This window comes from Peribacillus folii (genome assembly GCF_030271255.1).
In the GTDB taxonomy this organism is placed as follows: domain Bacteria; phylum Bacillota; class Bacilli; order Bacillales; family DSM-1321; genus Peribacillus.
In genome coordinates this window covers 23073-37254 of record NZ_JASJOM010000016.1, presented here as the reverse complement: position 1 = coordinate 37254, position 14182 = coordinate 23073, and the positions used below count along the sequence as shown (strand labels likewise).

The 14182-nt window shown below is 44.8% G+C and carries 11 protein-coding genes; all 11 read right to left on the bottom strand.

The features are described from left to right. Positions 1-3: 3 nt before the first annotated feature. The 11 genes from preA to prpB all read right to left on the bottom strand — a co-directional run bounded on the left by preA (position 4) and on the right by prpB (position 14181). Positions 4-1290 carry an NAD-dependent dihydropyrimidine dehydrogenase subunit PreA gene (preA, locus tag QNI08_RS20550; RefSeq protein ID WP_285769217.1) on the bottom strand — a complete coding sequence of 429 codons (1287 nt, stop codon included), beginning with the start codon at positions 1288-1290 and terminating at the stop codon, positions 4-6. A gap of 26 nt (positions 1291-1316) precedes the next feature. Continuing rightward, on the bottom strand, positions 1317-2675 hold the full coding sequence (locus tag QNI08_RS20545; protein ID WP_285769238.1) for an NAD(P)-dependent oxidoreductase: 1359 nt from the start codon (positions 2673-2675) through the stop codon (positions 1317-1319). 636 nt (positions 2676-3311) lie between these two features. Further along, complete coding sequence (gene hflX, locus QNI08_RS20540) at positions 3312-4580, bottom strand: GTPase HflX (RefSeq protein ID WP_285769216.1); 1269 nt, start codon at positions 4578-4580, stop codon at positions 3312-3314. Between the two features lie 625 nt (positions 4581-5205). Then, positions 5206-5937, bottom strand: a complete 732-nt coding sequence (locus QNI08_RS20535; protein ID WP_285769215.1) for an anti-sigma factor — start codon at positions 5935-5937, stop codon at positions 5206-5208. Next, positions 5930-6493, bottom strand: a complete 564-nt coding sequence (locus QNI08_RS20530; protein WP_285769214.1) for an RNA polymerase sigma factor — start codon at positions 6491-6493, stop codon at positions 5930-5932. Before QNI08_RS20530 ends, QNI08_RS20535 begins: the two co-directional genes overlap by 8 nt. Before the next feature lie 199 nt (positions 6494-6692). Beyond that, a complete protein-coding gene (locus tag QNI08_RS20525) occupies positions 6693-8816 on the bottom strand; it encodes a heavy metal translocating P-type ATPase (protein WP_285769213.1) in 2124 nt (707 codons plus the stop codon). Next, positions 8809-9177 carry an ArsR/SmtB family transcription factor gene (locus QNI08_RS20520; RefSeq protein ID WP_285769237.1) on the bottom strand — a complete coding sequence of 123 codons (369 nt, stop codon included), beginning with the start codon at positions 9175-9177 and terminating at the stop codon, positions 8809-8811. Before QNI08_RS20520 ends, QNI08_RS20525 begins: the two co-directional genes overlap by 8 nt. A gap of 427 nt (positions 9178-9604) precedes the next feature. After that, positions 9605-9805, bottom strand: coding sequence for a cold-shock protein (locus tag QNI08_RS20515; RefSeq protein WP_034304915.1), 201 nt, complete (start codon positions 9803-9805; stop codon positions 9605-9607). 323 nt (positions 9806-10128) lie between these two features. Beyond that, complete coding sequence (locus QNI08_RS20510) at positions 10129-11823, bottom strand: methyl-accepting chemotaxis protein (protein ID WP_285769212.1); 1695 nt, start codon at positions 11821-11823, stop codon at positions 10129-10131. A 13-nt stretch (positions 11824-11836) separates the two neighbouring features. Next, positions 11837-13006 carry an ATP-grasp domain-containing protein gene (locus QNI08_RS20505; RefSeq protein WP_285769211.1) on the bottom strand — a complete coding sequence of 390 codons (1170 nt, stop codon included), beginning with the start codon at positions 13004-13006 and terminating at the stop codon, positions 11837-11839. A 266-nt stretch (positions 13007-13272) separates the two neighbouring features. Continuing rightward, a complete protein-coding gene (gene prpB / locus QNI08_RS20500; RefSeq protein ID WP_285769210.1) occupies positions 13273-14181 on the bottom strand; it encodes a methylisocitrate lyase in 909 nt (302 codons plus the stop codon). Position 14182: the final 1 nt, after the last annotated feature.

Below are 14182 nucleotides of genomic sequence, written 5' to 3'. Positions count from 1 at the left end.
CCATCATTTTGCGAAATCAACACTTTCATTTTCTATGCCGCCAAGGTATGCTTGGCGTTCATTCCAAGTCATCGGCGGTAATTCATTGGTCAGTTCGATCATATCGATTGCCCCATCGGCCGGGCACACGATCGAACATAGATTACAGCCTACGCAATCTTCTTCACGCACTCTCAGGAAGGAAATCCCTGATTCATCCTTTAACATATCTATACACTGGTGTGAGGTGTCTTCACACGCAATATGGCATTTATTGCAGTTGATGCATATATCATTATTGATGCGGGCCACCACTTTATAATTGAGGTCCAAATTTCCCCAATCGGAATATCTCGGTACCGATTTACCGACAATATCCATCACTGAGGCTATCCCTTTTTCATCAAGATAATTGGACAAACCTTCGATCATGTCCTCGACTATCCTAAAACCATGATGCATCGCAGCCGTACATATTTGCACCCCCGTCGAACCCATCAATAAAAATTCCACGGCATCCTGCCAATTGGAAATCCCCCCGATGCCGGATATGGGAAGACCGATCCTTGGATTCCTTGCACACTCTGCCACCATGTTCAAAGCGATGGGCTTCACCGCCGGACCACAGTATCCTCCATGTGCTCCCTTACCGCCAACATGGGGAATCGTATTCCATGAATGGATATCCACACCCGCCAACGAGTTGATTGTGTTGATCATGCTGATTGCATCGGCTCCCCCGCGAACCGCCGCTTCGGCCGTGACCGTAATATCCGTTATATTCGGAGTAAGCTTGACGATGACCGGTTTCGAAGCAGCTTCCTTAGCCCAATAGGTTTGCTTTTCCACAAGCTCAGGAACCTGTCCCGAAGCAGCGCCCATTCCCCGTTCCGCCATACCGTGCGGACATCCAAAGTTCAACTCGTACCCATCGACCCCTACAGCTTCTATGCGCTTGATGATTTCATGCCACTTTTCCTGTTGCGGCTCCACCATAACCGAGGCTATGATCGCATGATCGGGAAACCTCTTTTTCGTTTCATATATTTCTTTTAAATTCACTTCGAGGGGCCGGTCGGTAATCAATTCTATGTTGTTGAAGCCGGCCACCCTCTGTCCATTAAAACTAACTGCGGCAAAGCGAGATGATACATTCAGGATGGGGTCGCCCAGCGTTTTCCAAACGGCTCCCCCCCATCCAGCCTCGAATGCCCGCTGGACTTGGTAACCTGAATTGGTGGGCGGTGCGGACGCAAGCCAAAAAGGATTGGGTGATTTGATACCTGCAAGATTTATCGATAAATCAGCCATGATATGCCTCCTAATTTTCATTATTATTACGCGATATCAACTGCCTCGCCCATTATGGTCAGGTCTATTTCATAAGCCGTATCCTTTCCTTGCTGGGCAGCCGAAACGACCATCGCCTCACCTTGACCTTTTCCGAAAATCACGTCTCCGCAGGCAAACACTTTTTCATTCGACGTTTTATAGGAGTCTGCTTCCAACATGACCACGCCATCATCATGCTTGATCCCAAATTGTTCGATCAACCCAATGTACCTGGATTGTCCTATGGCACGGATGACTCCATCGACCGGGATCACGAACTCCGAACCGGATATCGGGACGGGCCGGCTGCGACCATCTTCCCCTGGTTCGCTGAGTACCATCTTCATACATTCGATTCCCGTTACATGACCGCTTTCATCCGCTAAGATCCTTGAGGGTGCGGTCAGCCAGTGAAACCCTACCCCTTCTTGTTTGGCAAACTCGAATTCAAAATCATAGGCTGTCATTTCCTTCTGGGTACGACGATAAATGATCGCCACTTGTTCGGCGCCGAGCCGGACCGAACAGGTCGCTGCATCAATCGCTGTGTTCCCGGCCCCGATCACCGCCATCTTCTTCCCGATGAATTCGTCGCTGATGGCCCCCGTTTTCGTCGCCTTAACGAAATCGATTGCATCGTAGACCCCAGCCAAATCCTCTCCTTCGATCCCAAGCTTCGGAACACTCGACATCCCGATAGCTAAAATGACCGCATCGAACTCGCCAATCAGCTGATCCGCGGAAACATCCAAGCCGACACGTGTATTCGTTTTGATCTCAACATCCAGGCTTTTCACTTGTTCGACTTCCCAATAGGAAATGCGCTGTGGCAGCCGGAAGGATACAATTCCGTAAGTATTCAATCCGCCTGGATTTTTTTCCGCTTCAAAAATGGTCACACTGTAGCCAAGCAAGGCTAATTCCCTTGCTGCAGATAAGCCCGCCGGACCGCTGCCTACAATGGCAACTTTTTTGCCATTCTTTTTTCCGGCCTTGAACAGGGCTTGTTTATTTTGGATGGCCCAATCTGTGGAATAACGCTGGAGATTGCCAATCATGATTGGCTTGGTAGAATGGTTGAGGACACATGCGCCCTCACATAACTCTTCGGTCGGACATACCCGGGCACAGCTGGCACCGACGGGATTGGCAGTCATGATAGTCCTTGCCGACCCCTTATAATTGCCTGATGCAATTTTCTTGATGAAGGTTGGAATATCTATCCCCGTAGGACAGGCCTGAATGCATGGGGCATCGTAGCAGTACAAACATCGATTCGCTTCTTCCAGCGCTTCCCTCTGGGACAACCCCCTCTCCGCTTCCTGAAAATTCAGCTCAAGTTCATCTTTTAACGGACTTGTCATACTCATCCACCATTCTCCTTCCAATCATTTATTTGCAAAAATAAAAAAGGGAGGAATTGCTTTCACTTCATGTTTCCTGTTTACATGTGTGGATTATTCGCAGCGCATCGGTTTTTTAGACCCTTCAATCCGTCTATTCATTTCGATCATTCTCTCGATTGGCTCAAGCCGAGGTCCCTGTTTCCTCCGGCTGTTAATAGCCCCCCCTAACAAAAAAAACTCAAAAACAGATTATGAACCTGATAGTTGAGTATTCTTTATTTTATAACGATAAAAAGGAAGATACATTATACAAAGTGTAAAGTATTACCAGTTAGCAGCTGTGCAATGTGTAATAATCATGTTATATTTCCTAACAACAAACGCTATACATCGTCATTTTTCTACAATCAACCCCATGATTCCCTCCAAATATAGCTGTATATTCATGCAGCCAACTTATCAACATTTTGTCCACATAAAAAAAGCCCAAAAACCTTATTCAAGGTTTTATCGGGCTTTTTCAATTTATCCACAACTTATACACAACCAAAAGCATTTTCTGTTCTGGTATTTGGCGAAACGAAAGCATTTCCCAGTGGTTATCCACAAAAATATAAATGGTTTTCCACTTATCAACAAACGATAAACAACTTATCAACAATCTTCCGGCTGAATGACATACCGATTATATTTTTCATAATCCGCTTTCTTGCACTCCAGCTTGATTCGATACCCGCCTTCCTCATAGTCCGTTTCGGTTATATGACCATTCTCATTGAAGAAAGATACGAGCTGTCCTTGATCATAGGGAATCAGCATTTCACAGCGAATGTAATCCTTAAAAATTTGCTCGCGAATTTGTTCGATCAGTTCCCCAAGACCTGCTTTCATTTTTGCTGACATATATACAGAGCCTCGATTCACCTGCGGAATCTCCAAATCGGTAAGGTCTGCCTTATTATAGGCAAAAATCGTCGGTATCCCTTTAATCCCTATCTCAGTTAAAGTCTGATCCGTTATCTCCATCTGCTGCTCATGATCAGGATTGGAAAAATCGACAACATGAATCAATAGATCCGCTTCCGCTACCTCTTCCAGTGTCGACCGAAATGCCTTCACAAGATGATGGGGTAATTTTGAAACAAAGCCTACGGTATCGGTCAGCAGGAATTCCTTCTTATCGGGTAATGAAATGTTTCGTACCGATGTCTCAAGCGTAGCGAAAAGCATATCTTTTTCCAAAACCTGCTTTCCTGCAGCCGGATGGAACATATCGATTAAAGCATTCATGATTGAAGACTTCCCTGCATTCGTATACCCGACCAATGAAACGACAGGGATGGCATTCTTTTTGCGCTGCTTCCTCTGCGTTTGTCGGTGGGCCACAAGGAGTTCAAGCTCTTTATTCAATACGCTTATATTTTCCTCGATTCTCCTGCGGTCAAGCTCCAACTGCTTCTCCCCGGACCCTTTGTTCGTGCCGACCCCTCCACTCTGGCGGCCTAATGACTCCCTTAGGCCAACAAGACGAGGAAGCATATACTGAAGCTTCGCCACCTCTACCTGAAGCTGGGCTTCCTTCGTTTTCGCCCGGTGCGCAAAAATATCCAAAATTAAGATCGTCCGATCAATCACCTTGCAATCCATATCTCTTTCCAAATTGCGCAATTGAGAAGGAGACAGCTGATCATTAAAGATCACGACGTTCGCTTCTTTATATTCCACGAGAGTTTTCACTTCCTCGATTTTTCCGGTACCGATCATATGCGACGCGTTCACCCGATGCAAATTCTGGGTGATGGAACCGACAACTTCCACCTCACAAGCTTCCGTAAGGTTGGCCAGCTCTTCCATCGAATACTCAAAATCCCTCTGGCCATTGAGATTAACGCCAACAAGGATTGCCCTCTGCTTCATTTCCATCCCTTCAAATCCCTTCTATGCATCACTTCAGCCAAGCTAAATGTCTGCAACATTGTAGCACATTAACCAATCCGTGCAAAAATTTTCCCAGCCATCTCCCTATCCTTTATGCATGGTTAGATATCCAGCAATAAACTGGAAGATTTACACCCTTTTCACGCGAAATAGGGGTGAATTACTAGCCAATTCGGAGCAGGGGACAAAATTGGTGCTTTTTTTATTTATTTTTCATGTTTGCATCTCGTGTTTTGGCGATTTACTCGCCAATTTCTATACTTTACTCGCTAAATCGGATTAGAGACCAAAATTGGTGCTTTTTTTATTCATTTTTCATGATTCTATCTCAATTTTGGCGATTCACTCGCGAATTCGGGCGTTTTACTCGCCAATTCAGGGACTTTACTCGCAAGTTTCAGCGTTTTACTCGCCAATTTCCATCCTTTACTCGCGAATTCGGATTAGAGGCTGAAATTAGTGTTTATTTCATTTTTCATGTTTGCATCTCTAATTATTGCTCTACTCGCCAGTTCCATTGTGAGCCGGAATCTCAGAGAAGTGTCAATCGTAAAAAAAATCAAAAAGGTTTCGGAGGGAAGGCCATTCCGAAACCTTTTTGAAGCGGGAGCTATAATTCACTGCTCAAGATAATATCTCCTTTAGGAATCTTGCTGTCCCCCGAAGGCTCAAGGGTAATCGCAATGGTGTCCCATTCATGCTCACCAGCTTCATCCAGGTGGTAGGTCACTGCGCCTTGGCCGTCGCCATTCGGCACGAATGTACCGGCCCTATAAGGCTTACCCTTTTCCAAAAGCCAAACCTGGTACACCTGTGAGCCTTGTGGCGGTTCAAGATTTTCCGTTTGAATGATCATTTCCGTTTTATCATTTTTCTCGATCATTGTCGCCTTGCCATTGAAGGGAGCGCCTTCACCCGGCTTCAAGGCGACACTTGTCTGAAGCCTATCAATGGTTTCCCGGTTTTCCCCAGCGTTGTTTTCCGCTTCATCCTTAGAAAGCAGCGTATAGGCATTTCCGAGCAATGAGGCGAATAAGACAGCCGCCAGCAAGGGCTTCACCCAACTATTTCCCTTTCTTTTTTCTGAGGTTTGTTGTACTGCAGGCTGCTGTTCTTGTTTCTCCGTTTCAAATACATTTCCCAATATCCGCTGCTTCATATCACTTGGCGGGTCAACCGGTGTAACTGTATAGGCCAAGTCTTTCGTCAGCATGGCTAGTTCATCTAATTCCTCCCGGCAGCTTTGACATTCCGCGAGGTGATTTTCAAACTTTCTCCGAGGGACTTCATCCAATTGTCCATTGAAGTAATCTAACAGCCATTCACATGGATTATTATTCATCAAGCTCTCCCCCTTTACTTAACTTTTGCGGGATAATCTTTCGTAAATGCTTTAGCGCCAATCGGACTCTCCCTTTTACGGTTCCCAGTGGAATTTCAAACTCCGAGGCGATGCTCTGTTGTGACAGGCCTTTAAAATAAAATAGATGAATCATTTTTTGCTGTTCCTCGCTTAATTCCGAAACGGCCTGCCTCAGCATGGCACCCTCTTCCTTCCACTCGATGAGATTTTCAACGCTGGGATTTTCACTCGGAATCTGTTCATATTCAAAATCGGAGGGTATATCTCTTCTTTTTCTTAACAGGTCGATACTTGCATTTCTGGTCATCGTCATGATCCAGCTGGAAAACTTCCCTTTGGATGCTTGATACGTTCCCTTTTTCGTCCAGATTTTTATGAACACTTCCTGTACGGCTTCCTCAGCCAATTCCTTCTGTCCAGTAACTTTAAAAGCCAGGGAATATAAGAGCTTTTCGTATCGATCATATATTTTTTCGAGGGCCAACTTATCCCCCGAATGAACTTTCTCATAAAGCTCTACATCTATATCGTTCATTGAAGTCCCCTTCCTACCATAATTCCTTATTATAGCAATATTTGGAGCATCCTTAACATTTTCTGTGTTCTAATCTATGTACGTTTTAAAAAGGGAAATGGATGCATCATTTTATAGTTTCACATGAAACAATGGGCATTGACCAATAAGAAATGCTCCCCGCGCCTTACATGACCGCTGGGGAGCTCCTATTAAGCTTCTATTCTTTTATTCTCAATAATCTAAGACTGTTCAAGGTAACCAATAAGGTAGCACCCATGTCTGCAAAAACCGCCATCCATAAAGTTAACCAGCCAGGGGCAATCAATAATAAGGCGACGATTTTGATCACCAAGGAAAACGTGATGTTCTGTTTAATGATTTTCAATGTTTTACGGCTTAAGCGAATCGTATAGGGGAGCCTCGATAAATCATCACCCATCAGGGCAATATCGGCTGTTTCAAGAGCAGTATCAGTGCCCGCGCCCCCCATTGCAATCCCTACAGTGGAAGCTGCCAATGCCGGGGCATCGTTGACACCATCGCCGACCATGGCCACCCGGCCATATTTTTGCTTCCATTGCTTGATGATCGTCAATTTATTCTCCGGCAATAGCTCCGCCTCAATTTCATCAACGCCTGCCGCTGCTCCGATCGCTTTTGCCGTTCCGCTATTGTCGCCCGTCAGCATGATTGTTTTTTCAATACCTAGCGCATGCAGTTTGCGAATCGCTTCCTTGCTGCTCTCCCTTATTTCATCAGCGACTGCAATAAGCGCCAGTAGCTTCATTCGATCGCCAAGCAGCATCACCGTTTTCCCTTCATTTTGAAAATCGCTGACTTGCTCAAGAACAGCATCAGGGAAAACCACCCCTGCCACCTCTTCAAACAGATGCGGTTTGCCAATGTAATAGGTTTCTCTATTGATGTTGCCTTTTATCCCTTTGCCAGTGATGGCGCTGAAATCCTCAACAACTAAAGACCGATACCCTGCACCTTGCTCCTCCGCTCTTTGAAGCACCGCTGTAGCAAGAGGGTGCTGTGTTCTGCTTTCCAAAGCAGCGGCAATACTCAGCGCTTCCTCTGTGTTGAATCCTTCAGCCAACAGTTTGAAATCAGTTACGACAGGGATTCCCTTTGTTAGCGTACCGGTCTTATCAAACGCAATCGCCTTTAAGGCTCCCGCTTCTTCCAGATGGATTCCGCCCTTGATCAAGACGCCATTTTTCGCTGCATTACCAATAGCTGTGACGATGGCAATAGGCGTGGATATGACCAAGGCACACGGACAGCCGACAACCAGCACTGCCAACCCCCTGTATATCCACTCAGCCCAATCCCCATTCACAGCAAGCGGCGGCAAGACCGCAATCGCCAAGGCAATCAGCATGATGGCCGGAGTATAGAACTTAGCGAATTTATCCACGAAGGCCTGAGAAGGCGCCTTTTCAGCCTGGGCTTCTTCAACTAGATGGATGATTTTTGCGATTGTCGTATCCTCGACCCGCTTCGTGACTTCCACTTCCAGCAGTCCTTCGCCATTCAAGGTTCCTGCAAAAACCTCGCCATCAACCGTTTTATAAACCGGCTCCGATTCCCCTGTAATGGCCGCTTGATTAAGTGTCGAGGCACCCTTCATGATCCTGCCGTCCATAGCTAGCTTCTGACCTGGTTTCACAATCATCGTGTCGCCGACCTCGATCTCATCGACTGGGACCATCATTTCATGATGCCCTCTAAGGATCAAGGCTTCTTTAGGTGCGATATTCATCAAGGATTCGATCGAATTCCGGGCTTTATCCATCGAATATTTCTCAAGTGCTTCACTGATGGCAAATAAGATGACGACAGTCGCCCCTTCGCCCCATTCACCGAGCACCGCCGCCCCGATGATGGCAACCGTCATCAAGGTGTGCATGTCAAAGCGAAGTCTGAAAAGATTCTTCAAGCCATTGAGGAATAATGAATAACCCCCGATTATGATGGCCGCCGCATATCCGATTACCGGCAGGATGCTTCCTTCCCCATATTGGTTATCCAACATCCAGCTGATCAGCAGCAGGATGGCCGATAAAACTACCTTGATATTTTCTTTTTGTTTCCAAAACGGCTCCTTCTGTGATACCTGTTCCTGATCCCCCCGGATCCTCAGGTTGTCGAAGGCTCCTGCTTTTTCGATTTCTTCCATCGACGCGGTTCCCTGCACCGAAATCTTTGAAGCGCCAAAATTGATTTTAGCGTCCTTCACACCTTCCAGACTACGTACATTGTTTTCAAACTTAGCAGCACAATTGGTGCAGGACAGGCCTTGGATCCGGTACGTTTTCGAGGTCGATTCAGCCATTGATCCTCACCTCCTGCTGGTGTTCTGATGCAATGAGGATCAATTGCTTGATATGATGATCATCCAATGAATAAAAAGCTAACTTTCCTTCTTTCCGATATTTAACGATGGCATGCTTATAGAGGGTGCGCAGATGGTGTGATGTTGTCGCCATCGAAGCACCGATGATGTGGGCCAGATCACACACGCATAATTCCTCGTCCTCACAGAGCGCATAAGCTATTTTCGCCCTATTTTCATCTCCTATCACCTTAAACATCTTAGATATGCTGGATATATCGACCTGGCTCATTTCTTCCTGAATGCGATTGACCTTTACCTGATCATGCAGATGGACATCACAAACGTCTTTTTGTTCCATCATCCTCCCACACCCTTCATTCAAATCTTCATTTGATTAAAATATACCACGAATTGTTAATTATTCAAACCTATATTTGAATGATTACTTCCCCCTCGTCTTGAAAGCGGACTATATGTCTTTATATGTAGCCTATCGGTTTTTGTTTCGCTTTCATCGGCTGTCTGTCATTGGGCCGATTCTCACAAATATGGAAAAAAGAAAGGCCAAGGGGACTCGATTTAAAATTCCTATATATTCCTTCTGACGCAAATTATATTTAATTTATTATTTTCTTGGAAAACTGTGATATACTTAGTCAAACCTTTTTAAGCAATTTACTTTACTTGTGCCTTTTTCCCTGCTCGATGCCGAGCAGGTTTTTTTATTTTCGAGTTAACGAAAAAAGGCAGACCCCGAAATGGGATCTGCCTTTTTTTGTTTGAAATTATGCTTTTTGAACGTTAGAAGCTTGTGGTCCACGTTGACCTTGTTCTACTTCAAAAGTAACTTCTTGGCCTTCGTCTAAAGATTTGAAACCTTCGCTTTGGATAGCTGAGAAATGTACGAATACGTCGTCTCCGTTTTCGCGTTCGATGAATCCAAAACCTTTTTCTGCGTTAAACCATTTAACTTTACCTTGTTCCATTGTTGTTGCCTCCTAGTGCATTTGCACATTGTATTACTATCCTTGCTCTAAGTCATCATCGAAAACGAAAAGTAGTACTTTTAGTATCCTTAGTACCGAACAAAAATAATTAAGACTAAGCATAACATTAAATGGCAGCGATTGCAAATGGTTTCCCCAAACTTTATTCAAGCAATTTTTAATACTCTCTAAATTCTCTGACAAGATAAACCAAACCCACCCAAGACCTACCACCGATTAACGCAGCGTGGATTGCACAAAAAAAACTGCAGACATACTCCAATCAAGTTTGTCTGCAGCCCGTTCAGCAAGCCTATGATCCTTTATTTTTCGGTGGTGAATTTTTCAACCATTTCTTCCAAGATGGCCGAATTTTTGGCTAACTCTTCATTTTGTTCCTTCAGTCCATTCATGATCGTACTTTGTTGAATGGCTGCTGCGGAAATTTGCTCAGTGGTTGCGACCCCCTCTTCCGAAATCGCTGCAATTTCCTGGATTGATGCTAAACTTTCATCAGACGATTCATTGATATTCTTCGAGTGTTTGGCCAATTGCTCCGTGCCTTTCAACAGCTTCTCTACGGAATCGAAAATGTTATTGAAGATCTCCCCGTTATTTTCCACTAAGGAGACACCCTTCAATATATCCTCAAAACTTTCATCGTTGTTTTGAATGACCTTGGCTGTCTGCTCATTGATCCGCGTAATCGATTCGGAAATGATATCGATCGATTCATCCGTTTGCACGGCCAGCTTTTGCACTTCTTGGGCAACCACCGCAAAGCCTCTGCCGGCATCACCAGCCCGCGCCGCTTCAATGGAAGCATTCAAGGATAGCAGGTTCGTTTGTGAAGCGATGACTCTTATTAAACCGATCACTTCATTTATCTTCACTACATCCTCTTCAAGGCTCACCAAGTTGGCTTTATTCGCTTGGCCGTTTTCCATGATTTTACCCATTTGACTCGTTACATCCTGAACTTGTTTACTGCCTTGCTCAGCAAGTGTGTTTGCATGCACCGTAAATTCATTCATCTTATTCGTTTGCTCATTCATCAAGCGGATTGTCTCCGTAAGGTCACTGATCATGTTGGAAATCCTATCAATATGATGAGCGCGTTCTTCCGAGGCCTTCGCTTCTTCCGTTGTTCCCGTGACGATCTGGCCATAGGACTCCACCATCTCTTCAAAGGATTGATGGATGGAAACGGTGGTTTGATTCATTGCTTGCGCGTGTTCACGGACATTATCGATGATATGGGACAAGCTTAATCTCATGTCCTCAAAACCACTGGACAGATCACCAATCTCATCTTGCCTGCCAACCGGAATCGCTTTACTTAAATCCCCTGCCGCCATTTCATTCGTGTAGCCAACAAGTTCATTGACGGGACCCGAGATCTTCCTCCCGATGACAACGGCACACAGTACACCTAATATTATGGCACTTGCAAGAAATAAAATATTATAGAATATCATTCTGCTTTTCAATTCATCAATGAACTTCGCATCCATATCAATTCCTATAATGGCGTCCGTCCCATTGATTGGCGTAAAGAATGATTTGTGCGTACCCCATTTATCTTTATATATTTCACTTAATACATCTTCTTGTCCATTTATCGATTTGGCCTGCTCCGGCGTGAAGGGCGATTGCACCATGTAATCTTCGCTGCCATTCAAGGCTACGATCGTATCGGCATCGTTCTCCCGCTTCAGCACATACACGTATTCAATGCCCTTTTTATCTTCAACGAAGGCATCCAATTTCCGCCTGATATCTTCTCCCCGTTCTGAACCATTGTTGATCATGGTCGGGTTGAGGCTTGCTGCCAAACTATGGGCGTTTTCGGAAAGGCGTTCATCGAATTGCGGCAGGACATTCTCATTGATCATTTTATTCGTTATATAGGAAAAGCAAAGTCCCATCGCTCCTGCAAAAAGCACGAATGGAATGATATAAAATAAGAATAGTTTTGCCATTAGTGAATGTTTAGGATTCAGTTTTGAAAATCTCAATCTCATGACCCCCTTAGGTTAAAGCCAGTTGTTTTATCGTCAAGTACGGAAGTAAGTCCAAGTGAAGCAATTGACGATTCTTGTCCAAATTCTCGCTTCTATAAAAAATGATCGACATGCTCCGATCGTTTTCAAAAGGAAGCTGCCTATATTCCAATATCTGTTCGAATTCATGTTGCAGACCATCATGATCGATATGCCCAACTTCCTCCAGATTTATTTCCAGCGGAACCTCTGCAAAGAAAAAGCTGTAAATCGCATCGTCCATCTGATCCAAAATCGAATTCCAATCTGGTTTTGTACCTAAGAAATAGTGTTGATACATGTTCATCCCGTATGCATGATAGCCTAAATCGGTTGTACCCGCACCGGCAAAACGAAGTGGATTGATTTCAATCGGTATCACCCGGTCCCCTTTTTTGCGGATTTCAAAGTGTACAGCGTAGTTCCGTAGCGGAAGGACCGTTTGAATATTCTTCATGAACCTTAATGCATCTTCATAGATTTCATTAATGGCTGCCTTCGAAGTATAGTAAATTCGGTCGGAAGTATCGTAATCATCCTTGAATAATCGCTTGAATACATTCAAAATCACTGGCTCGCCAGCTTGATCGTAATACCCATCGATGGCAAATTCCTCCCCCTGTATCCACTCTTCTATCAAAACGGTTTGGGAACCGACCACTTCGGAATCATACAGTCCATCCGAGTGAAGCAGGTCTTCTTTAAGCTGGGCCACGGCTACATCCCAGTCCTGCTCATTCTTGACTTTATGTACGCCAACACTGGAATAGCCGATATTTGGCTTGATGACGACCGGAAACGGTATTTGGTCTTTATCCAGATCATCTATCATCGATAAATCAATATCTTGGAAATGGAAAGCCGGATATAATGATTTCGTTAACTTACGAACCTCGCTCTTATCCTTCAATAACTTGGACCATATGTATTCATTGCTATCTGGTTGGAAATGGCCTAATATAGTGATGCCATTTTCAGAGTTTGTAAGAATTCTTTGTTCCATTCCCATGGACTTGAAAAATTCTGTAGCGTTTCGAATATTTAACTTTTCGGATATTATCGTGTCTCCCCATTGTCCCTGTTCCAATACTGGGATTTGCTGCTCCACTAACACCTTTAGAAGAACCGGTGACACAATGGACTCATTCAAAATAATCATGTTTTCCACCTAACTTATACTGTTTTTTGTATCCCCATATTTAATCGGCTAAAAGAACCATTTTTAAAGTCCGAATCAGCCTTTTATACCTATTTATTGTTTTGAAATAGTATATTCACTTCGAATCCCACATCATTACACCTCTTCACTTCCATTATAATCTCTTTGAAAACAGTCAATAAGAACCAGACTTGATACCTTATTTTTGGCACATAGGAAAGCCCGGAGCTAGGGCTCCGGGCTAACTTTCTATATTTTAACAGAAACTATTGTTCCTTGGTCAATACGGTTTTTGCAATTTCTTGATCCAGGGCTTCAAAGTCATGATAGGAAATCGTTCCGTATAATTCACTTCGTGTTTGCATGTCCTGCAGGGCCCCTGCCTGTGTTCCATGCTGAAGGATCTGTTCAAAGACCTTCTCATATGCCTTTGCGGCCACTCTAAGGGAAGTGACGGGATATATCACCATTTGATATCCCATTTCTTCAAATTCTTTAGCCTTATAATAAGGAGTCTTACCGAATTCAGTCATATTTGCCAGCAACGGCACAGTAACACGCTGGGCAAACTGGCGGAACTCCGCTTCCGTTTGCAGCGCTTCAGGGAATATGGCATCAGCCCCCGCTTCGATATAGGCTTCGGCTCTTTCAATTGCTGCCTCTATCCCCTCCACGGCCCTTGCATCCGTACGCGCCACTATCACCAGCGAAGGAGCGGCCTGCTTGATCATTTTTATTTTTTGCGTCATATCATTAATCGCTATAAGCTTCTTGCCATTCAAATGGCCACATTTTTTTGGCAGGTCTTGGTCTTCCATTTGTACAGCCGCTATGCCCGCTTCCTGCATTTCCCTAGCTGTACGTGCCACATTCAGGACACCGCCAAATCCCGTATCAATGTCTACAAGGACAGGCAAGTCGGTAGCCCGGATGATATCCCTGGCCCGCTCAGCTACCTCTGAGGATGTGACAATCCCTAAATCGGGCAGGCCCCTGCTTGCCGTGTATGCTGCACCTGAAAGGTAAAGTGCATTAAAGCCTATCTTCTTCGCGATAAGGCCAGCCATCGCATCGTGGGTGCCCGGAATTTGTAAGATGCCCGGTTCTTCCATTTGCCTCCGGAAACGCGCGGCCAATTCAGCTTGTCCCGACTGTTGATCTACGATCCAAGTCATG

Excerpts from the sequence above, each read along its gene's own strand:
- preA (WP_285769217.1), bottom strand. The coding sequence starts at position 1,290 with ATGGCTGATTTATCGATAAATCTTGCAGGTATCAAATCACCCAATCCT.
- QNI08_RS20545 (WP_285769238.1), bottom strand. The coding sequence starts at position 2,675 with ATGACAAGTCCGTTAAAAGATGAACTTGAGCTGAATTTTCAGGAAGCG.
- hflX (WP_285769216.1), bottom strand. The coding sequence starts at position 4,580 with ATGGAAATGAAGCAGAGGGCAATCCTTGTTGGCGTTAATCTCAATGGC.
- QNI08_RS20535 (WP_285769215.1), bottom strand. The coding sequence starts at position 5,937 with ATGAATAATAATCCATGTGAATGGCTGTTAGATTACTTCAATGGACAA.
- QNI08_RS20530 (WP_285769214.1), bottom strand. The coding sequence starts at position 6,493 with ATGAACGATATAGATGTAGAGCTTTATGAGAAAGTTCATTCGGGGGAT.
- QNI08_RS20525 (WP_285769213.1), bottom strand. The coding sequence starts at position 8,816 with ATGGCTGAATCGACCTCGAAAACGTACCGGATCCAAGGCCTGTCCTGC.
- QNI08_RS20520 (WP_285769237.1), bottom strand. The coding sequence starts at position 9,177 with ATGGAACAAAAAGACGTTTGTGATGTCCATCTGCATGATCAGGTAAAG.
- QNI08_RS20515 (WP_034304915.1), bottom strand. The coding sequence starts at position 9,805 with ATGGAACAAGGTAAAGTTAAATGGTTTAACGCAGAAAAAGGTTTTGGA.
- QNI08_RS20505 (WP_285769211.1), bottom strand. The coding sequence starts at position 13,006 with ATGATTATTTTGAATGAGTCCATTGTGTCACCGGTTCTTCTAAAGGTG.
- prpB (WP_285769210.1), bottom strand. The coding sequence starts at position 14,181 with ATGACTTGGATCGTAGATCAACAGTCGGGACAAGCTGAATTGGCCGCG.